Below are 21,933 nucleotides of genomic sequence, written 5' to 3' on the forward strand. Positions count from 1 at the left end.
CTAGCTGTTGACACACCAAAAAAACTGCGTATAATACGCCATCATCAACTGACGATAGTTAATTGATAATTAGCGGGAATAGCTCAGTGGTAGAGCATAACCTTGCCAAGGTTGGGGTCGAGAGTTCGAATCTCTTTTCCCGCTCCAAATACTTAAAAAGCCTCACTTAACAGTGAGGCTTTTTTTTGTCCCAGTTTTAAGGGCTACAGCGTTTTCCAGTATTAGTTATTCAGTCTAATTGCTAAGTTTATCTAATATATTAAAAGCTCAAAAATCAGCACCGTGACCAAAACGTGACCATTTCGTGCCCACGCTATAAACACTGATTCTATAATTGACCCCAACTAACATTCCTACCCTTATAAAAAACAACGCTAAAAAATATTTTCTTAACGTTGTTTTTTCTTTTCCATTACTTTTGTAGATTGACCTCATAGCGTGACCAAAACGTGACCAAATCATGAAAAAGTAAGTTTTTAAAATAACCCCAACCTTAATTTTAGGCCTTGGAACGTCATATATATAAGGCTCTACCACTTATTCCTCTGCACATCTTTTTCAATTTTGTAGATCATAAAGACTCTTCATCATCTTTATTATTTGACTTATAAATAAATAAGTCCCCCACCTGTACATCTAAAAACTCACATAACTGGTCGATGGTATTGAAGTCAATTCTTGATGACTCTTCATTGTATAGCTTATGAAGTGTTGATTTACTCATACCTGTTGCTCTTACGACATCTGCTACACGCAACTTTTTCTCTGCCAGAATCACAGGAAGTTTAGACACAATCATAATTAATACCTCTTTTCGGGTAAAAATGCTTTACATTGAGGTAAAAAGACAATATAGTACACAAATCGGTTACTAATTACCTTTAAGCGGGTAAATTATAGCTGATACTTCAAAGGTACATTTTTACAGGCTGATAAAATAGTTTTCATTCTATCACTTAATGCAACGACTTAATAACTGAAAAGAGGTAAATACCATGAGCAATACTTATTTAACAACTGATGAGTTAGCCGAACGCATCAAGTACGACGCACGTACTATCCGCAATCAAATGAAAGACACTGTTTTGATTGAAAACATTCATTACATACGCCCTTTTGGTGGTCGTAAGATTCTGTATGTATGGGAGCGTATCGAAGAGGATATGTGTAAGCCGGTCATGAGCGCTATCAATGGAATGGCACTTCAATAACTCATTATATTGATAAGACTAGGAGATTTACTATGGCTACTATGAGAGGACGGTTTGGCAAACTGGTCGTTGACTTCCGCTACTTAGGTAAGCGCTGTCGAGAAAAGACGAGTTTAGAAGACAACCCAGCTAATCGTAAAAAATTAGCACAAATAATGAAGAAAATGGAAGCAGAAATCACCTTAGGCATCTTCGACTATGCTGCTTACTTTCCAAAGAGTGAACGAGCACAAGAAATGACGGCACTGGCTGATAGAGCGGAGGCTTGTATCAGTCGCAATCCAACCTTTAGGCAATTCTCAGAGACTTTTTATGAGGAGAGGAAGATTGAATGGCGGCCGAGCTATCGGCAAAAGACACAGATTATTTTGAATAAGTACTTGTTACCTGAGTTTGGGGGTAAAGCGGTACATGCTATAAAAAAACCAGACTTGCTGACCTTCCGTAGCTCTCTCGCCAAAGTTCGTTACGGTAAAGATGGTCAGTCAAGTCTGTCAGTAGCACGGATCAACCAGATCATGATACTTCTTCGTATGATACTAGAAGAAGCGTCAGATCGCTATGAGTTTGAGATGCCTTATAAAAATATTAAGAATCTTAAACAAGCTCGTCCGGATGTAAATCCCTTTACGCTGGCTGAGGTATGGCTGATTTTAAAGCATGTACGCGCTGACTATAAGCCCTACTACACCATTCGCTTTTTTACAGGGATGCGTACCAGTGAGATCGATGGGCTTAAGTGGGACTGCATTAACTTTGATCGGCGTGAGATCAGTATTCGCGGTGCATTAGTGAATGGGGAGATGGGTCCGACGAAGACGTTGGGCTCACAACGTGATATTGCGATGTCACAGTTGGTCTATGACGCACTACAAGAGCAAAAGACTCGCACCTTTGGTAAGTCAGAGTTCATCTTTTGCAATTCACAAGGCAATCCGATGGAGTACCGTAATGTGAATAGACGGGTATGGAAACCAACCCTTGCTCTACTCGGCCTGAAACATCGGCGTGCTTATCAAACTCGGCACACAGCAGCGACACTTTGGCTCGCTGCTGGTGAGAATCCTGAGTGGATAGCGCGGCAGATGGGTCACAGTAGTACGGAGATGCTGTTTCGGGTATACAGCCGCTATGTGCCTGATATTACCCGTCAAGATGGCTCAGCAATGGATAACTTACTACTTGCGAGCAAGGAAAAGCTAACTAGCACATCAAATAGCTCTGAGACTGACAAGGAGACGTCACGATGAAAATCATTAATTATGAAGATCTGTTTGGTGAGTTTAAACCTGACGGTGCGATCAGTGAAGACGCGAATGTTATCGCTAATGCATTGATGCGTGAGTTGTACGTTTCATCGGGTCATAACTTAGCTCGCTTCTTAGGGGTAAAGCGGTGCTTTAATAACGATATGGCGATGCGTGTGTGGGTACAGAAGCGCTTGGATGCGAGTCTTGGTTATGTGGTTGAGGATATGCGTTGTCAACTTCAGAGCGAGCTTTATGAGCTATTACCGCACTCTGGTTATGGTGGCTACTGAGGAGAATATGATGAGTGTAAAACTTCGACCCAATATGATGCAGAGCACATATGATATCAAAATATGTGAGGATTACTGGACATACGATAATAAAATCGGCTTCGTTGAGCATGTGAAGACGCTTTGTGAGAAGTATGAGGTCAGCCCTCAAGTATTCTTTGAGACAGTCGCTCAGTGTTATGCATACTTGGACGATGTGGTATGTGAGTACTGCGGTTATGCTTGTCCAATTGAAGTACCTGCTGATATTCCTTATATGCGCGCAAAAGACGGTTGGTTATGCGCAATATGTGAGCATGCTTTATGGCGGATAGATAAAAAGCAGAAATAAGTGTTAACTATTATAAAAGCCAGACTACTCAGGTTGTCTGGCTTTTTAGTATGAGGCATCTATTAAACCCAATCCAACTTTAATATGCCATTACATTGGTTGATACCTGTCTGGTATGAGCAAGTAAATTACTTATTCTACGCAGTAGCTACGTTAAAGATAGAGTATGTATATTACTCATATTTATTTTTACCTGCACCTTTATAGAAATCACATTTTGAAATTTCAGCTAAGCGCTTGAATGAATATAATCCGACCTATCATCTTCGTTTATTTCTTAGGTTTAAAAGTAGATAAAGATAGCAAAGGAAATTTAAATAGTTACAATATACAAAAGTAAGCTAAATTAAGAATACATTATGGCTAAACCAAAATTCGTACCCACTGTTAGAAAAGTGTATAAAGTCTACCAAAAGATCCAACGTGAACAAGAACGTCAAGAAAAGCGAGTTCGTGCGTCAAGGTTACGGCAGGAAAAAACTAGATTAAGAGAAGAGAATCAGAGAAATAAAGAGTTAGAAAGACAGCGTACTCAACAAGAGAAGACTTATAGACGCGAAAAGGTTAAAGCTGAAAAAGAGTATCGAAAGGAGGTTATTGAGCGTGGAAAAGTAGCGCTAGCAATGCGAGTTGAGGCGCGTGTGCAGCTTAAAGAAAGGCTATTAGATTTGGAGATGGTTTTATGACGGGGATTGATATTAGTGTTTTGATCGTTGTTTCTACGATTACATTTATCATTGGCTTTATTGTTGCACACAAGCGTTTCACCAATAGTCTAGGTTCACTCAATGATATTAAAAAGCAGTTCACTCAATGGTATGCCAAGCTTGAAGTCGTAAAAGACGAGTTGTGGAAAGCTAATCAAAAATTCGAAATTGAAAAGCAACAATCGACGAATGAGATAGTAAAACTAAATGTAGATATAGAACAAAAGCAAAGACTACTGAATCAACTAGAAAATAAAACTAGCGATCTACAACGTATGGAAGCTAGTCGACAGACTATAGAACAAGCATTCAGTCAGCTGCCTTATAAACAGAAAAATTTATCAGACTTGGAAGATCAACTTGCAGAGTTGAAGAGTGAATTGTCACTTTATACAGATATGAAAAGTTATGTGGATTCCGGTTTTTATCCATTACCTGCTTATGGGGAAGCAACCAGCAAAGAATATAACCAAAAGCTTAAAGCTATCCGAGAAAAACAAAAAATAATGCTTAGAGAAGCTACTGCATACACTTATCCAGATTATATAGAAATAACGGGTGATACCACATATGACAAACGTTTGTTAAAAAATCAAGGTTACTTGTTAATTCTTGCTTTCAATAGTGAAAGTGATTATTTAATTAATAAAATAAACAGTAGTAATTACGAATCCGTATTAACTAGGATAGAGAAACTTGCAGAAAAGCTGGAGAAACGCTTAATTAGCTTAGAAATTGGCCTCTCTTTGGACTATGTAGAGTTAAAGATGCAGGAGTGTACTGTGTATTATCAATATAAATACCAAAAAATGTCTGAAGCTGAAGAGCAGCGTGACATTAACGCTCAAATGCGTGAAGAAGAAGCAGCTGATCGTGAAATACAACAAGCCTTAAAAGAGGCTAAAAGAGACGAGCAGATGGTAAGAGAAGCCATGAATAAAGTACGTAAAGAGTTAGCTTATGCTTCCGCTGAACAAAAACAGCAGTATGAGCTCCAATTGCAAGAACTCAATGAGAGATTAGTAGAAGCAGAGTCGCGTAAAGAGCGCTCTTTATCAATGGCGCAGCAAACTAGACGAGGGCATGTATATATTATTAGTAATGTCGGTAGTTTTGGTGAAGACATTTATAAAATTGGCATGACTCGTCGACTAGAGCCTTTAGATCGTGTTAAGGAGTTGTCCAGTGCATCTGTACCATTTGTCTTTGATGTGCACGCTATGATTTATAGCGAAGATGCTCCAGCTTTAGAAAAAGAATTACACAGTTATTTTGATTTAGCCTCAGTTAACAAGGTCAACAGTCGTAAAGAATTTTTTGAAGTTACATTACAAGAAATTCGTGACTATGTAGAGGATGCCGGGTTAGAGGCTCATTGGACAATGGCTGCTGATGCAGCTGAATACCGTCAGAGCTTATCAATTCTAGAGCAACAAATGGAATTTTCTGCCTAATACGTCATAACTATTAGTTAAAATATAGCTAACTAAGCATTGGGGTCGTTAGCTTCTCATTATGCCAATACTTAGTTGCTTCTTGAAAAGTAAAGAGTGTCTTATAAATTATAATTTTGACCATTGGCAAGATACTGGACACTTTTCGGGAGTTTCCCAAAAAGGAGCCCATCCCAGATTCTGTGTAACTGCCATTTAGATTAAATGCTTGCTGATACGATCATCAAACATAATCATAAAGCGATTCAAAGCAGACGTCCAGTTACGAATGGGCATCGACCATTTTTTGGATGCTTGCTGGGTGGCTAAGTACACCACCTTGAAGGCGGCTTGAAGGCAGCTTGATCAGAGGGGAACACCTTACGCTTATTCACCGCCGTCCGAATCATACTGTTTAGTGTAGCGACTCAATAGCATTGGTGGTATAAATGGCTTTTCTGATGTCTTTAGGATACTCGAAGAACACCGTTAAGCCTTCCCAATTGCTGCGCCAAGACTTAACCACGTGCGGGTACTTATCACCCCACACCTCATCAAAGTGCTCAAGGTTTGCCTCTGCTATCTCAAGCGTATCAGCGCCGTAGATGGCCTTTAAATCAGCCGCTACGGCTTTCTTATCCGTCCATGGTACGAACTTCATTGAGTAACGCACCATGTGTACGATACACAGCTGAACCTGAGCGTTAGGATAAACGGTATTGATAGCATCAGGGAAGCCCTTTAAACCGTCAACACAGGCAATGAGGATATCTTATACTCCGCGGTTTTGTAGTTTAGTGAGTACGCCAAGCCAGAACTTAGCGCCCTCATTCTCTGATAGCCACATACCAAGCAGCTCTTTTTTACCATCAAGAGCAACACCTATTGCCAGGTAGATAGCTTTGTTGATGATCTGTTTGTCTTGGCGCACCTTAACGACGATGCAGTCTAATAGACGATAGGATAAATGCTGCTCAGTGGCCGGTTCTGCCATGCGGTAATGTTGTCTAAGATATTGTCAGTGACTCTTGAGACAAGAGAGCTTGAGATGTCGACATCGTAGAGCTCTTTGATGGTTTCAACAATTTCAGTCGTTGTTTGACCTTTGGCGTAAAGGAATATGATCTTGTCATCAAGGCCACTAATACGGGTTTGATGCTTACTTACCTACGCGAGTATAGCTCTTGTCTTGCGCTCGGGCAAAGCAGTGCTTTGCTGTTTCCTCGCTCAGGTTCAAAGTCACCATCACGGTCTCTTGGGGTGGAGATCTCAAGATCGCCTGTGTCACTGCGGACGGTCTTTCTAGTATGCCCGTTGCGCTTGTTTGGCTTATCCGCCTTTTCATGCTTAGGATAGCCGAGATGCTCTTCCATCTCAGCTTCAAGGGCAGTGTCGATAAAAGATTGCATAAGCTGCTTCTGGAAGTCTTTGATATCATCGAAGCTGTTCATGCTACCAGCCATTTGCTCAGCCAGTTTTTTAATGTCAGATTGAGTAGTCATTGCTTATTCTCCTGTTAGTGGATTATAAGCAGTTACACAAAGTTTGGGAAACTCCCTTAGTATAAGAATCTAGGATACTCTCGTATTACCAGAGCCAACATCAAGATGCAGGCGTACACTCAAGTATTTTTAATACAAACATAATTATTCCCATTACACCAACCGTCCCTGTAATGAAAAATGTAAAACGAAATATTTTTCCGTATGTGATTATTTTATTGAGTGAAAACCTATTTGAATTTTGCTCTGATAGGTTGTTTTCTTCATTACAAAAAATCCCTATACCATTTCCTAAACGTACCTCTAGGTCTATAAGAACATTTTCTGATTGTTTAATTAAAAATGATGTTCTTTGATCTAGCTTCCAAAAAATAATCGATACAATCACCACAAAAAAGCTCAGATAAACTCCCATATATTCAAGTTTGTTTGAAGCCTGTAATATTGCCCCTAGTCCAGCTCCTAATGCGGCCATAATAAAAAGGAAATAATTGAACAAAGTCATTCTTTGAGTCGAATGCAATATAAAGTATTTCCAAGCATGCTCAACTAGGTGTTCAGAATTAAAATTATTAGCCATGTAAACTATTCTGCCTTAAGCATTTAAAAATTCAAGAAATAAACTACTTATTTAAACTTAACTCATAAATCAGTCGAAACAATTCAGCTTGGTATAATTAGGTTTAGATAAAACCATAGTAACTACTTAAATAGATTTCTATAGATTTTGCACTAGTAAAAGAGGAATATTTTTGATATTCATCATTTTTGTCAGAATCACCGAAGTCGCATATAGACTTAGCCGAAAAATAATCAATATTATAATCTGATTGATCACATGCGGTGTAAAAAGCAACAGTTTCCATATCAACGCCTAAAAGCATTCTATTACTTTCATAAAGTTTAGAAATGCTTAACGAGTCACTTAGGACTGAGCTTCCTGAGGCTATCATAGCGCGATGTATTTTAAGATTATTATTGATAATATCTCCATTATCAAAATGTTGATTAATTACAAATGGATTTTTAAAATTTATAATATATGCCTGGAGACTATGGTTTAGATTTTTATTTATATTTACCTGCATAACTGATGGAATAAATCTATAACCATTTTCATCGATGTACCTTTTTCCTTCATCATAATTCCAGGAACTTTTTGCAATTACAACATCTCCTAAATTACATCTATTTTTTACACCTGCACATACCCCAGACATGACTATTATTCTTGGACGTATTAACTGTATTAGTTTAGTAGTGAGGATTGAAGAATGAATCAAGCCCATTTCAATACTAGAACATAAGATTACAGTTCGTTTGGTACCATCTTTGTCAGTAAAAAAACCTTTATAACCTAGAATTTTATCTCCTATAGGCGTTAATGAACTCCAGTTCCAATTAACAAATTCTTTAAAAACTTCAGCTTCTGGAGAATGTAATGCAGTTAGCACACACACATCTACCTCATAGCTGTTATTATGCCTAGAAATATGCTCAATTATATCAATAATTGTAGACTTCCATGAATCCTCAATAATACTATAATTTATAATTACCCAAGCACATTTTTGAAAATCACTTCTTGCCTTCACTTCTAATTCATCATAGGCAGTAAGTCCTATAATGCAATATGGTAAGGAATATTTATCGTCAGACCTTTTTATCTCATTTATAAAACTGAGGGTTGAGTCTAGATTTGGTTGTGAGTTGTCATTTAATGGCAGACATAAATCTAATATCATTAGATCATAACTAAATGCTTTATTTCTAAGATTTCTTTTGGCATCAAATATAGTTAAGGCTACATCGATTTCAGCATTGGGGAAACTATTAGAAATTACATTTCTAATAGACATGACCTTACTGGAGTTATCATCTACAATTAATATTTTCATCTATTTTCTCTAAAAATTCCATTAATTGATTCTTCCAATCATCTATTAATGCATCATATTTGATTACTTCAATCTTAATAAGATTAGAATAGCTAATCAGTTGGTCTTTAAGTTCATCCAAAGTTATATCTTGAATAGTATCATCAAAACTATTTTTGGCATGGAAGACTTCATATGCAGTAACAACTACTATTGGAATAACTATTCTTTCTCTAATCATTTGGCGAATAATTTCTTTTCCACCAAAACCTTGTGGTCTTCCACCAAACTCATCTTTTTTAATATCGAAAGTAGGCAGAGACATATCTAAAATTATACAATCAAACTCCTGTTTACTTTTTAAAATTTGTTTGGCGGATCTTACAGAACTAGCTTCAGAAACAGTTAAATTATTAAACTTACCATATATAGATTTTAGAATATTTTCTTTTTTTGATAACTCATCTTCAACAATTAATATTCTCATATTATATACTCATATTTTTTGAATAAGTTTGACTTAGTTTAAGTATAAAAGTCTTATGTTCATAATAAAAATTTATTGAACCCTTATCATCTTTATCATGAATAATCGATGCTATTTTATAAAGCCCAGAATTACCTTCTTTGGTTAATTTATCTTGATAATCTTTGTTATTTATTTTTATTCTTATTTCTTCAAGTAATTTTTCATTTTCTCTAGTTGGAATGCAAGGGATGGAATTATTAAATTCATAAAATATAGTTTCTCTATTGATATCAAGATCTACATTGATAGAAAGCACAGTAGGATACATATTTAAATGGTCACTAATATTCCCTACAATAATCTGAATTATATCCGCTAACTGGAGATTAAGTAAATGTGCAATAAGAATGTTGCTATCATTTTTGACATGTATTATATTTGTCATCCTTGCAGACAAATGACGAGCTTGTGCTGCTTCTAATGAAACCTCTAACCACTCTTTAACTGTGAAATATTGTTTTTGAACTAAGCTTATCCTTGTAAACCATGATGATGCTCTATTTAAATAGACTAATGACTGAGTACGAGAGTCAATTACACAACGATTAATATCATTAAAATAGTATTTATTTTTCTTACCATGTAAGATTCTTTCTAAATTAGAGGATAAATTGTCATGAATTTTAGATATTCCGATACAGTACTCATTCTTAAACTTATTCCTTATTGACTCAAGAGAAGGCTCCAATGAAATCCAGAACAAGTTGAAGCAACTTGAAATAAAAGTACTGATATCATACTGATCTTGGAATAAACTTTTAAGTATAACAAAATGAGTATTTGGTAATTCAAACACTATTAATCCATCAGGATTTTGGTAACTCTTTATTTGAATATAATTATCTTTAATGCGTTTGAGGTAATCGTCAAAACTAGCTGTAAAATATTTTAGAGATAAATTTACTTCATCTTGCAATTCATCAGGTATTTTTGACATCCAGAATTCATTTTCTACATAATCTTCAGATTTAGAAGGCTGATTAGTAACTAAGTCATGTTCTTCAGGCGCTGCCCTAACAAATCCTACTATTGAATTATGCCTAATTCTTTTACTAAGGAAACCGTCTAGACCAAATTTTGGATTAAAAAGAAATTGAGAAGCTATTCCATTTATGGTTTCAATTAGAAGAACATCTGCTTCATTATTTGGTGTATCAAATATATGATCTTCACTTTTAATATTTTTAAGAGTCAAATCAACTATATCTTCAAAATTTTTCGATACACCGATACCGGCTTTAACTAAACTTTCATATCTTCTAAGACTTTCATAATACTCATCAATAACAACGTTTTTTAGGGAATCTTCATCTACATGTATTCTAGTTGCATCAATATGTTCAATTGCTGATTTTATTTTTAAGTCAGAAGTGATAGATAATATTTCTTCATGATAAATATCAGAATTTTTCTCGTCTAACTTAATTAGATGACTAAGAACTTTTCTGCGCTCCAAGTTTACGGCTTTGGAGCTATCAAGACTTTCACAGTTGTCTAAAATATTTTGCCTACATATTTCTCGAAAAAAATAAGTTAAGTAATAGCTATCTATCACTTCAACTTCCATCAACTCTGAAGGATGTACTTTATTATTTAGTTCAAGCTCTTTATCAACTATATATGATATTTCACTTTGTAAATCTTCAGAAAATAATACTGTGTTATATTTGTTCAGTACGATCAATAAAGGTAATAAATCTTTATTAAATAAATGCAAGTTATCAATTAAAACAAAGGGATCTTCTATTATGAAGCTTATAAATCTATCTTCAAAACTATTACTTAATAAGTAGTTAGCTAATTCCCTTATATTATATAATGAAATATTGTGTTCTATATTATTTTTTATCTTAATGACATTATAAAGATTATGAAATTTCTCATCTTTAATATATTCTACTTTAAAGTCACCAGGTTTAAGATTGAACATATTTTCATAAAGAGAAACTACATCTTTATTATTATGAAGATAATCAGGAAAACAACTATCTATATTTTCATAGGAATTGAAAGCTTTAATGTTATTTTCGTCATAGCTTTCAAAAAATAATACTAATTTATGCAAATAGTAGAAGCTATCGTTCCTAGATAACATTTCGAGTAAAAGCTTTAGTTTATTTAGACTATCTTCATATTCATGATTAAATAATAGTAAATTACTGAACAGCCTTCTTATTTCATAAGTTATTTGTATTTTTTTATCAGCTATTACATGGTTCTTATCATTAAAAGTATCTGATAATAGAAATTCATTTCTATTGACATCACTAGATTTTATTATTAAATCGTTTATTAAGTTTATTTTATCAGTCTTTATAAACGACTGATAACTCTCTCCATTTTTATTTTTATGCCTTCTCAATACTGAGCTTAATGTATCAAATAAATCAATAGAATTAAATTTCATTTCAAAGTATAGTATTCTTGCTAATGAACCAACATCTTCCACTTCGGAATCAACCAACTTATAAACTAGATACCCATATAAATCTTGACTAATATTATTTTTATTTTCTTTGAAATATTTTTTTATTGAAATTTTATATCTATCTATATTAGTCTGAGGTTCGTTTTTTATACTTAACCTATGTAATATGAATGGCATCAAACCTGAAGGATATTCTTTTTTAACAGTTTCTAGATATTCTTTTTGTTTTTCTAGACTAAAATAAAATTGATATAAAAATAGTCTTAATGAAATTGACCATAAACTTTTTCCACACTCTAAGTCTATTTTGTCTAGAAATCTAAAAAGACCTTCACCCTCCTCATTAATTAACTTATTAAAAAAAATCTCTTTATAATCTATAAACTTTAATATTTTATCTCTGTCTGAATCAATTATTTTAATAGCCAAATTCATAGTTGAATTTTTACTTATATCTACACTGATCTCTTGTTTTTTAAGCGCACCAAAAGGCTTTTGATATTTCCTAATTTGATATCCAACCGAATTCTTAGACCAGATTATAAAATCTTGATAAGTATTACTATCAAGCTTGGATCTAGCTTCTTCAAGAATATCGAACAAATCCATCTCAATTCCTACAGAGCTTTCAAATTTAGAAGCTTTTCTAAATTTAGATGAATTATTGTTTGCTATAACTCCTCTTACTTTACCTTTTAGTCTTAAAACATCATTATTATTTTTCATTGTCCACCAGAATATCAGAAAGGTTACTAATAGTAGATTTGCGTACGCTATCAATACAAAAGAAAATCTAAATATTTCACCGTAAGTAAGAATTTTATTAAACGCCTTGTTATATTTTTTTACACTTAAATCGTAAACATCATTTACAAAAAATCAACGTCATCAACTACCAATCTAGACCCTAAATCTCTAGAAGATGCCTCACAATGTTTAATTAAGAGGAATATCATATTACTGATATTGACCAAAAATCTTGTAGCAATTCAACACACTTTAGTAATCTCTTACTAAGTATGCTCTAAAATTTGTCTACCAAATATAAACTATATTGAAGATACTACTCCAATGCTAGTCAATAAAGCTCTGAAAGTATTCCCGAAGATTTTCATCGTAACAGTAAATATAAGTCCCCTTTACCCCTCTATACATAATGGTTTTATAGATATTAATAATATAGTCATGCAGTTGGTCATCCGTAATCCCTACTCTACCATTTCTATCGTAATAATTACTTTTAACGACTTCGATTTGTCGAAGCTCTTTATTATAGATGATATCACTTCCAAATATTATTCCTGCGTAGTTAAGATCATATCCTTGCGTGGTATGAATGCATCCCATTTCAGTCATATCTGTCGTTGAATTAACCCAGTCTTTATTGGTTCTATTCCAATATAACTCTACCCCATCGATTTCAGCATCAGGCTCAGTGCCTTTTCTGGACACCCATTCCCATGAGTAGCCTGAAATAACTCTACATAAACCAAACTTGTTTTCCTTGATCTCAAGCGCCTTAATAAAGGCTGGCATATCTGCAAAAACCTCTAAGTCATAATTATTTGACTTCCAAGGCTGCAAGTTTTCATCTACCTTCAATAAACGGTCAACAAAATCAATATAATCATCGCCGCCCGCTACTCTCATTTGCGACTTAAGTTCAAGAACGGTAGAAGTGCTTTTTACTGATGAAAAGCGATCTTTTTCAATATCAGAAGGTCTAACAGACTGATGCTCATCATAGAAGAACAGCTGATTATCACTCGAGCGCATTATCCATTCAAGCTCATCACTGTTTTTACTATTGATATCCAATTTGAGATCCCTACAGGTTTGATCAAAAGCACCATAACCAGAAATATTTTTTCTTCTTCTCAATCGATGTGCCTCATCAATGATTAGCAAATCAAAGTGGCTCTTTGCTGCCTCGTTAGGACCAATAACCATATTCGCTGATAAGCCGTGTATGCTTCTAAAAACCTTTTTTAAAGTATCTCTGAGAGATGTCATAGGCACGACCAGAGCTATTTTCATAGGGGCTTTTGAGGTACCAGTAATTTCAACCTTACTCTTTACTTTATCTACTAAGTCGATCAAATGCTTATTGTTAGCATACTCTGATAAGTCATCTGCGCTAACTTGTGATAACAATAGCTTTATAAGGTAAACGGCCAATATTGTCTTGCCAGTACCAGCACTACCCTGGACAAAGACAGTACTATTAGAAATTTCTTCTTTGGCTAGTATATGCAGATACTGCTCTATAGCATTCATTTGGTCTTCAGAAAGAGACTTGTATGGAGAAAACTTAAAGAGATCAGAGTTTTTAATATCCGGTAAGTCACTATTTACTATCTTTACTATTTCTTCGCTTTTCAGTTCATCCCAAATCCCTTTGAAAGTCTCATGATATAAGTCTTTTTGATAGTATTTATGGTTAGAGATACCAGCATTGCCGTTTAGTAGCTTGAACTGCTTATCTGCTTGCATATACTGTATAAGATTGGACTCAATATCTAATACGGTAGACTTATTAAAATAACCACTAAATACTACCCTGATATTCTGTAGCTCTCTTTTTTCTTCATTCGCTAAATGCTGACCAATCCTACTAGTAATATTAGTCGTCTCACCGACATAAGCTTTTTTAGATTTTTTACTATAAATGATATAAACCACTGGATAGTCATAACTGACTGGTGCTTCTTTTTTTATAGAGTTGGCAGCACTTTGGTCAAAAGAAAAGTCTTTAATAGAGAATGGGAAATCTGTCATGGCATGGTCAAACATTTACTCAGCTCACTTTTTTTTATTACTAAGGGCGGGATGTTTTCTTTCATTCAGCTGTATTTTACTCAAAACAGCCTCCTCCAAGTCTATATCTAGCTTCATACACATTGTGAGTATATATATAGTGATATCAGCTATCTCTTCCTTTACGCATCGAATTTGATCACTATCTAAGTCACGTGATTCATCTTCACTAAGCCACTGGAATATTTCAACCAACTCAGCAACCTCTACTGACATCGCCATTGAGATGTTCTTTGGCGAATGGAACTTATCCCACTCTCTTTCATGAGAAAACTTCTGTAGCTTTTTTTCTATAGTCTTTATATCCATACTTCGACCCTTCAGGACAAACATTTTTTAAATGATTAGTTTTTAGCTTGACTTCTGAGTCATACTGAAAAGCTGAGTTTATTTTTAAAATGCTCCAACCACTCTTTCAATCCAACGATATCAAACATTTGGGCACCGTAACCAATATTGAGCAAATCATCAGGTAAGTATTCATCGAATTTTTCGATCATTTTGTTGGGTACAGTTTCTGCAAGCTCAGTGGCGGTGGGCAAAGTCTGATTGGAAAGCCCTTTTAAAAATTGAGAAACCTGAATCGAATCTACTTTATGAATACGGATGACACCTGCATAATCTTCAACGACAAAGTCATCTCGTATAAGCAGCATTTTTAAAGTGTTCATTATCTTATCGCCACGCCACATAAATATGTAACTATGACCATCTTTATCTATAACCGGTCGATTGCTTAAATCGTGCCTGTTAAAAGTATCAATACTTTCTAAAAATAAGTGTCTGGCCGTCGTATCAGCAAAATCTAGATGTTGCTTGCCAACTGCAATACGATAATCGCCGTTGTTCAATATCTCATACATTTCTCGGCGTACTCGGTCATGTATAGACATACTACTGTCACCAAAAGCTGGAGGCTTACCACCGCCTTTAACAGAGATAACATCCACTACTTTTTTGTCTATATCAACATCTTTAACTTGCCAGCGTCTACCGCCAAAAATGATGTACTGCTCAGGTAGTAACATAGTCTCAATTGGTAGCGTTCCCAGCGTCCTATTACCCGTCACAATACGATATTCTTCTGGGGTTTTGAATACTGCATAAAAAGTGTAATGACCAACTATACGCTCACCGACAATACCTAACACCAATTGATTATTACCGAGTTGGGTAAGCAGTTGAGCATTTCCCATCTGGCTAAGCAGCGATTTAAAGTGAGTTGGTTGTATTTTTTGAAAAGGTCCTTGTTTGCATAACAGCATATAAAGCTGGTCGGCACGAATACCGCCCCATTGACCGATAGTCGCTATTACTTGATGTAATAGCGTTGAGAAGTGATATAACGAAGTGTCCGCCGGCTCAAACCACTTATCGACAATCAACAGTCTTATCATCGCTAGTGACTGTATTAACTCAAGACGTAGATCATCAATGAGACTAGTATCTTTACTGATCTCTTTTTCGGTAATGAGCATTCTAAGTACGGCTGAACCACCACGCCTACCTGAGCGCCCTAGCCGCTGCCTAAGACTGGCTACAGAATGCGGAGCCGTCACTTGTACTACCGTATCAACCTTACCGATATCAATCCCTAGCTCTAAGGTCATGGTACATATGGCAGTGGTTGGCAGCGCTTCTTTCTGTAGTCGTGTTTCTAAGGTTTCCCTAAGCTCTTTTGAGAGTGAGCCATGATGAGGGAAAAACTCATTGGGCACAATGTTACGCTCACATAGCTCACTCAGCTCTGTAGCAATCATTTCTGTACGCTTGCGGCTATTAGCAAATACTAGATGGCTACCGCCACGACATAAACGGTATAGGTCAGCACAGACTTGTGCTTCGGCAGTATAAGGATGCTGAATGCCCATACTTTCAGAGTCAGTATCTTTAGATAGAGAATTTTTAGAGCCAAAACTTTCAAAATTAACGTTTTCATTATTTGATCTAAGCGCTAACTGACTGGGCTCTATATAACCTTTTATTTGCACCTTAATGCTAGCTGTTGCTTCGTCCTCTTCAATAATGACGCAAGGTAATGACTGATTAGGTCTTAGTGACTGCGGCACGCTTTTAAGTTCTCCCAACGTTGCACTCAATGCTACTCTTGGGATAGGTGAATTTAAACGTTCAGTAACATGCTCAAGCCGAGTCAAAAGTGATAGTAAGTGCTGACCACGCTCGCTACCCAAGAACGCATGAAACTCATCAATCACAATATATTTTAGATTACTAAAAGCTTGTTTGACCCAACCTGCATCCCGAACCAGTAAAGATTCAAGCGACTCAGGCGTAATCAAAATAATTCCGGATGGCGACTTCTTTTGTTTATTCTTTTTACTCTGTGGACTATCGCCATGCCATGGTGTCACTTGCATATCAAGCAGATCTGCAAGACTCTCAAGCCTTCGATATTGATCATTAATTAGCGCTTTTAGTGGGCTTATATATAGAATTCCTACTCCGTTGCCCTGAGCCTCTTTCTCATATCTATCTACATTCTGACCATCGTCTGACTCAACAAGGGCACTACATGCTGGCAAAAAGAACGCTTCAGTCTTGCCAGCAGCAGTCGCTGCACTAATAAGTACGTCGGTTTTCCCAGACAAAATTGGCGCGATCGCCTTAGCTTGCACTTCGCGCAATCCACTCCAACCTTGGTTAAATATCCAACGCTGTATACGGAAGTCGAGCTGGAGATGAGCGTCTCTCAAAGGTAGTTTCTCATGTTTTTTATTAATATTATTGGTGACCTATAGCCTAAAATCAGTAAGCTCGTCTTCTTCATCCATACCACTCATGTCAATATCCATATCGGATGGCATTTCAGACTCAATAGTTACTGATTCAATAAGTTGATCCCATGAAATATCTGGGTTTTGGTCAATGACAGCTAACATATCCAAAAACGCTTTAATGGTATTGCGAGGCGTTCTGAAATAAGCATCACCTATCGTTTGACTACAATGCTGTAAAAAAGCTTGTAAGGACTCATCAGGTACCAGATATTCAGCTTCATCACCACCTGCATAAACATGGCGCAGGTTTTTAAGTAAGATATATAACTCTTCTGGTGTGAGACTCGCCAAATGCAATGCAGGTGAAGAATAATCGATGACACCTGCCCGCTTGGCAAAGCTATTATCTGCTAATCGCGTTTGCAAGGCGTCATAGCTATACAACCCTTTGCGCGGATCGAGTAGAAACTCTGGCGTACCGCCCAATAAAAACCCTAGATGCTCAGCGGTACCTTGTAAGCAGTCATTTAGAATACGTAGAATCTGCTCATAATTGGCTTGGCGTGCTTGTGTACTATTAAGCTTATACAAGTTGACCATCTCATCAAGATTGACTAACAATCCTTGATAGCCTGCCTGCCGTACGAATAAACTCATTATTTTAAGCGCATCATAAAAAGAGGCGTCAGATATGATAGTACGCACGCCTAAATCACGTCTAGCATCGGTCTTTGTTGAGTACTCTGCACGTAACCATCGAATCGCATTGACCTTCAGCTCATCATTACCTTCTTCGTGACCTTGCCAATAAGCTTCAATAACCTTAGCAAAATCATAGCCACCAACCAATTCTGTTAATTCAGCCAGTTTGTGCTGGATAACCTCACTAATAGCCTCATCAGTACTATCTGCTTGTTTGCGTGCTTCTGTAATGAAGCGCTCTACTACACTGGCCAAACCATTACCATCTGGTTTATTACGAGTAGACAAATTACGCATAAGCTCAGAATATAAGTTTCTTGCTTGTCCTGACGATGCTTGGATACGCCTGTCAGGCGACAAATCAGCATTAACAGTGACCAGTTTACGCTCAAGTGCAATCGCCCTTACCACACTTAAAAAAAAGGTCTTGCCTGAACCATACTCACCAATAATAAGACGAAACGCCGAACCGCCATCAGCGACGCGCTCAATATCGCTTATAAGTGCTTTGAGCTCATTCATACGCCCCACTTGGATATGCTGAATCCCTACCTTAGGCGTAACTCCTGCCTTCAATGATTGAATAATAGCATCACGCTCTTTTGCTCTAATTTTTTTACTGGTCATTATTCATCCTTACTGATTCTTATATTTAGTCCAATACTTTTAACTCTTCGACAATCTCATAGTCAATCACTATCTCATCCTCAGCTTCCAATACTGGGGCATTGACATTATCATACGACCAATCATTGATAGTCTCGATAGCCCCATTTATCATTAAATTTAAGGACTCACATAACACTTCAGCTTCCTCTCGTTGCCATACCTCTTTACTAATCAGCTGCTGATAAAGCTTACTATGAATAGTATCTAAACCTTTAACAACAGATTCTTTGAGCCTATCAACTTCAGTATCGTTATTTACTTGCTCATTTGGTAGGGGTTCATTATTCACTTCTATATCGTCATCATCTGCTGCAAATATACTCGCCAGCATTGCTTTAGCGTCGCCTGTCTCGCTTTCATACGCAGCTAATAATTCTGCATTAAAAATATATGGCTTACTCTTACGATCTGAGACATTAGCATTAGCCCCAGTACTATTGTCACTGGTCTTTTGCTGTGTTGCATCACTAAACGTTGGCATGCTCTTTTTAGCACTGGTTAAATGATGAATATCACTGACCACTGAGTTTTTATCAAGACCTAGAGCCTGGTACAACTTTTCAATTTGTTTGATTTGACTTGGCTCTACATTCCCATTAGCTAAGGCAACTGAGATGATAAAACGACTGATAAAGCTAATATGCTTTTCATCAAGTACTGCTAGATTTGCCTTTAGACCCGCCATATTAGCGGGGCTATTTAAGCGCCATAACAGATAAGCTTTTAGCGACGCCTTTTCAATAGCAGTAAGCTGAGTGTCTTGCTCAATAATCGTCAGTAGCGTATCCACCTCTCTTTTATCGACATAACCATTAATGGTTGCAACCATGGCACCCAATCTAAGCGCCAAACTGATTTGGTAAAATGACGTACTCGGCTCAAAGTCTTGACTATGACCACCATCAAATAAAACCACATATCCATCCGGTTTAAGGCTGGTCTGATGATAACGCTGATCTGGTACAACACCGAATCCAGCCAACTCAGCTAAATTGATAATCATCTCACCATGTTTTTTAGCAAATGATTTAGGCATAGTAGATGACGACTGAGATGACGGCTCATCTAAATATTCCCATAGCTCTTTGACTGTCGTTAATCCTTCATCATTTTGAGTAACAGATTCTGCCCATGCCTTAAAGTTTTGTATGACTGGATATTTTTCTCGATATGATTGCTGCTGAATCAGTACTTTTGGCAGTAACATAATAGCGTCTATGTCTGTTGCAGAGTTAGCTTCTCTACCTAGATAACGACTGTAAGCATCCAAAGCCTCATTACATTGTTCGGCAATAGCTATCAGTTTTTTGATAGGCGATCTTAAGGCGCTTGGGTCTTGCAAATCATCAAGGGTAAGGTCAACACTCACAATTGATTGGCTTGCAGCATGATAGCTAATTTTTAATTTGGTTTTATTAGGAGGGACGATAAATCCATTTGGATAAGCTTTTTTATATAAAATCTCAAACAGATCTCTAAACTCTGATTCACAGCGCCTTGCAGGTGTTTTGAAATTATATTCATTAGAAAAAATGAGCCATTCCCATGCTAAGGTAGCAGGAATAGGTAACTTTAAGGTTACCATTTTTGCTAATTTCATTTTAAAGGTTAGGTTTTGACTACTGGCTGGCGGCGGTAAAAGCTGTGCTGTTTGTATTTTTTCTTCAAATAGTGGCGAGCGTACTAGCGTCATAAACTCTAAAAAATTCGCTGAGTAGTTACTGAATGAGGACTGTTTGCCATAAATATCATGCAGCCGTAACACCTCATTATAAATATTAACGAACTCATCATCAGACACGCTATCGTCATTAATACCTTCAATCACTCTACGTTCAAACCCACCAAAGTAAATGAAAACATATCCAATTGGTGTATTGGGATTCGCCCGATCTGAGGCCAGCCAATCCAAATAAGCCCCGCGGCACAAGGGTGATAAAGCTGCATAACTTGGCCAATAGCCAAGCGACTCGTCACTATAGATATGTGAGGTGTTATAAATAACTTTTGGCGATCCGACCGATAAGCTATCATTTATTAACGATGGCTCAGTGCCGTACCCAATCAAAGTTTCAAGCTTACCACCAAAATAAAAAAAGCCCTTATCAATGATACGTCCCTGTATCTTTAGAGACTCATACCTTGATACCCAGCGCCCTAGTTTGCGGTTCGATGAAGTAATATCATGCTTTTGCTTGTTTGATGAGATAACAAAGGTTGCCAGCTCACCCACATCATCTAAATGCTCATCACGATACCTATTCGTCTGGCTTTGTCTCGCATAAATATTTTGGGCTCTAGGATTAGTAGAGTTATTGTGATTTGCAACGTCTGAATCAACTCCGGTCTCTACAATAGTTTCAGACGGCTTTATATCAGGCGGCAAATCTATAAAATGAGTTTTCGCCCCATCTTTTTTACCATCATATTTCTCTCTGAATAGCGCCAATACATTTTCGATAAAGTTTTTCATTACCTATAAAACCCATTCCAAGAGAATTAGATAAAAGAGCTGTACAGCAAGATTAAAGCTTAAGCATTTTAAGAAAATCATGTTCTGTAAGAATATTGATGTCGACACCTTCTGCAATTAGTGTCTCTGACTTACGTTGTTTACTGCTTTTATCATGTCCATTTAATAATGTTAAATCTGGTGTACCTACAACTAAATAATTGAGGTTTTTAGATACACCGGTTTTAACATAAAAACCTTGCCTCGCTGCGATATCAGCAATTTCTGCGCGTTTTATAGACAGCTCGCCTGTAAAACAAATGTTTAGTCCAAAAAACCGACCTTACTCATTACCTTCTATAGATCGTTTTTGAGTGAAGCGCTGCGTACTATTATTGCTATTTCTTGGATGAGATGGCTGAGCATTTAACCATTTCGTGATTGAAGCATTATTTTCTCTAAGAATGGTTATCGTCACAAACCCACACGCTTTGGCATCTTCTAATGCATCATGATGATCAAAAGCGTACCGCCATTCTTTACATACATTAGCAAGATTATATCCTGATGTACTAAACCGCTGGCAAGTGTCACGTACCATTACAGAGGCATCCACCCATTGCCAAGACGGTAAGGGCAAATCATGATCTAATAAGCACTTCGTTATCGCTCTCTGATCAAATTCGGTATAACTGACCACAACATTGCTACCGATAAATTGAATGATGTTGCCATAGATATCGAATATTGAAGGTGCATCTTTTACTTGGTTACTATTAACACCATGAATTTCTATATTCATTCGACTAAAGCTAGACTGTGGTCTTATAAAATACAGTAGGTATCTACCAGCTTACCTTTTATATACTTTGCCATTCCTATTTGGCAAATAGAGCCAATGTCTGAGTTGGCTGTTTCTAAATCAATGGCCACGAAATTCATTATCTATACCTGTATAAATGGGGTGTAATATATCAGTTATGATTAATGATAAACT

Annotated in this window: 18 protein-coding genes, 1 tRNA gene and 1 pseudogene; 7 read left to right on the forward strand and 13 right to left on the reverse strand. The window is 36.5% G+C overall.

All coding sequences use genetic code 11. The annotated features are described in order from the left end of the window. Positions 1–72 precede the first annotated feature (72 nt). Positions 73–147, forward strand: a tRNA-Gly gene (locus tag FQ083_RS02215). A gap of 424 nt (positions 148–571) precedes the next feature. Here the strand turns inward: FQ083_RS02215 and FQ083_RS02220 are convergent. Then, positions 572–799, reverse strand: a complete 228-nt coding sequence (locus FQ083_RS02220; RefSeq protein ID WP_149408651.1) for a helix-turn-helix domain-containing protein — start codon at positions 797–799, stop codon at positions 572–574. A 196-nt stretch (positions 800–995) separates the two neighbouring features. Here FQ083_RS02220 and FQ083_RS02225 point away from each other — a divergent pair, with 196 nt between their 5' ends. The 6 genes from FQ083_RS02225 to FQ083_RS02250 all read left to right on the forward strand — a co-directional run bounded on the left by FQ083_RS02225 (position 996) and on the right by FQ083_RS02250 (position 5,243). Beyond that, positions 996–1,211, forward strand: a complete 216-nt coding sequence (locus FQ083_RS02225; RefSeq protein ID WP_011513303.1) for a hypothetical protein — start codon at positions 996–998, stop codon at positions 1,209–1,211. A gap of 32 nt (positions 1,212–1,243) precedes the next feature. Continuing rightward, positions 1,244–2,461, forward strand: a complete 1,218-nt coding sequence (locus tag FQ083_RS02230; RefSeq protein WP_149408652.1) for a tyrosine-type recombinase/integrase — start codon at positions 1,244–1,246, stop codon at positions 2,459–2,461. Then, positions 2,458–2,751 (forward strand): hypothetical protein, encoded by a 294-nt coding sequence (locus tag FQ083_RS02235; protein WP_149408653.1) that lies wholly within the window; start codon positions 2,458–2,460, stop codon positions 2,749–2,751. Before FQ083_RS02230 ends, FQ083_RS02235 begins: the two co-directional genes overlap by 4 nt. Positions 2,752–2,761: 10 nt before the next feature. Further along, positions 2,762–3,082 (forward strand): hypothetical protein, encoded by a 321-nt coding sequence (locus tag FQ083_RS02240; RefSeq protein ID WP_262880818.1) that lies wholly within the window; start codon positions 2,762–2,764, stop codon positions 3,080–3,082. Positions 3,083–3,441: 359 nt separating this feature from the next. Then, positions 3,442–3,768 (forward strand): hypothetical protein, encoded by a 327-nt coding sequence (locus FQ083_RS02245; protein ID WP_149408654.1) that lies wholly within the window; start codon positions 3,442–3,444, stop codon positions 3,766–3,768. Then, complete coding sequence (locus tag FQ083_RS02250) at positions 3,765–5,243, forward strand: DUF4041 domain-containing protein (RefSeq protein WP_149408655.1); 1,479 nt, start codon at positions 3,765–3,767, stop codon at positions 5,241–5,243. Before FQ083_RS02245 ends, FQ083_RS02250 begins: the two co-directional genes overlap by 4 nt. 195 nt (positions 5,244–5,438) lie before the next feature. Here the strand turns inward: FQ083_RS02250 and FQ083_RS02255 are convergent. The 12 genes and pseudogenes from FQ083_RS02255 to FQ083_RS02310 form a co-directional block, all read right to left on the reverse strand. Beyond that, positions 5,439–6,724, reverse strand: a pseudogene (locus FQ083_RS02255) (IS256 family transposase). A 100-nt stretch (positions 6,725–6,824) separates the two neighbouring features. Further along, positions 6,825–7,304, reverse strand: coding sequence for a hypothetical protein (locus tag FQ083_RS02260; protein ID WP_149408656.1), 480 nt, complete (start codon positions 7,302–7,304; stop codon positions 6,825–6,827). A 103-nt stretch (positions 7,305–7,407) separates the two neighbouring features. Then, positions 7,408–8,622 carry a hypothetical protein gene (locus FQ083_RS02265; protein ID WP_149408657.1) on the reverse strand — a complete coding sequence of 405 codons (1,215 nt, stop codon included), beginning with the start codon at positions 8,620–8,622 and terminating at the stop codon, positions 7,408–7,410. Then, complete coding sequence (locus tag FQ083_RS02270; protein WP_149408658.1) at positions 8,600–9,088, reverse strand: response regulator; 489 nt, start codon at positions 9,086–9,088, stop codon at positions 8,600–8,602. The genes FQ083_RS02265 and FQ083_RS02270 overlap by 23 nt, the downstream gene beginning before the upstream one ends. Before the next feature lies 1 nt (position 9,089). Beyond that, the gene (locus tag FQ083_RS02275; RefSeq protein ID WP_149408659.1) at positions 9,090–12,284 is read right to left on the reverse strand and encodes a hypothetical protein; all 3,195 of its coding nucleotides are present in this window, start codon (positions 12,282–12,284) and stop codon (positions 9,090–9,092) included. A 348-nt stretch (positions 12,285–12,632) separates the two neighbouring features. After that, on the reverse strand, positions 12,633–14,351 hold the full coding sequence (locus tag FQ083_RS02280) for a DUF2075 domain-containing protein (protein ID WP_149408660.1): 1,719 nt from the start codon (positions 14,349–14,351) through the stop codon (positions 12,633–12,635). A gap of 9 nt (positions 14,352–14,360) precedes the next feature. Further along, the gene (locus tag FQ083_RS02285) at positions 14,361–14,684 is read right to left on the reverse strand and encodes a nucleotide pyrophosphohydrolase (protein WP_149408661.1); all 324 of its coding nucleotides are present in this window, start codon (positions 14,682–14,684) and stop codon (positions 14,361–14,363) included. 59 nt (positions 14,685–14,743) lie between these two features. After that, complete coding sequence (locus FQ083_RS02290) at positions 14,744–17,089, reverse strand: DEAD/DEAH box helicase (RefSeq protein WP_149408662.1); 2,346 nt, start codon at positions 17,087–17,089, stop codon at positions 14,744–14,746. 39 nt (positions 17,090–17,128) lie between these two features. Then, complete coding sequence (locus FQ083_RS02295; RefSeq protein ID WP_149408663.1) at positions 17,129–18,442, reverse strand: ATP-binding protein; 1,314 nt, start codon at positions 18,440–18,442, stop codon at positions 17,129–17,131. A gap of 25 nt (positions 18,443–18,467) precedes the next feature. Further along, the gene (locus FQ083_RS02300; RefSeq protein WP_149408664.1) at positions 18,468–20,957 is read right to left on the reverse strand and encodes a TerB N-terminal domain-containing protein; all 2,490 of its coding nucleotides are present in this window, start codon (positions 20,955–20,957) and stop codon (positions 18,468–18,470) included. 52 nt (positions 20,958–21,009) lie between these two features. After that, on the reverse strand, positions 21,010–21,258 hold the full coding sequence (locus FQ083_RS12920; RefSeq protein WP_149408794.1) for a BRCT domain-containing protein: 249 nt from the start codon (positions 21,256–21,258) through the stop codon (positions 21,010–21,012). A 21-nt stretch (positions 21,259–21,279) separates the two neighbouring features. Then, the gene (locus FQ083_RS02310; protein WP_410477352.1) at positions 21,280–21,774 is read right to left on the reverse strand and encodes an exonuclease domain-containing protein; all 495 of its coding nucleotides are present in this window, start codon (positions 21,772–21,774) and stop codon (positions 21,280–21,282) included. Between the last annotated feature and the right edge of the window lie 159 nt (positions 21,775–21,933).

Origin of the sequence: Psychrobacter sp. ANT_H59, from assembly GCF_008369225.1 — a bacterium.
GTDB lineage: Bacteria > Pseudomonadota > Gammaproteobacteria > Pseudomonadales > Moraxellaceae > Psychrobacter > Psychrobacter cryohalolentis.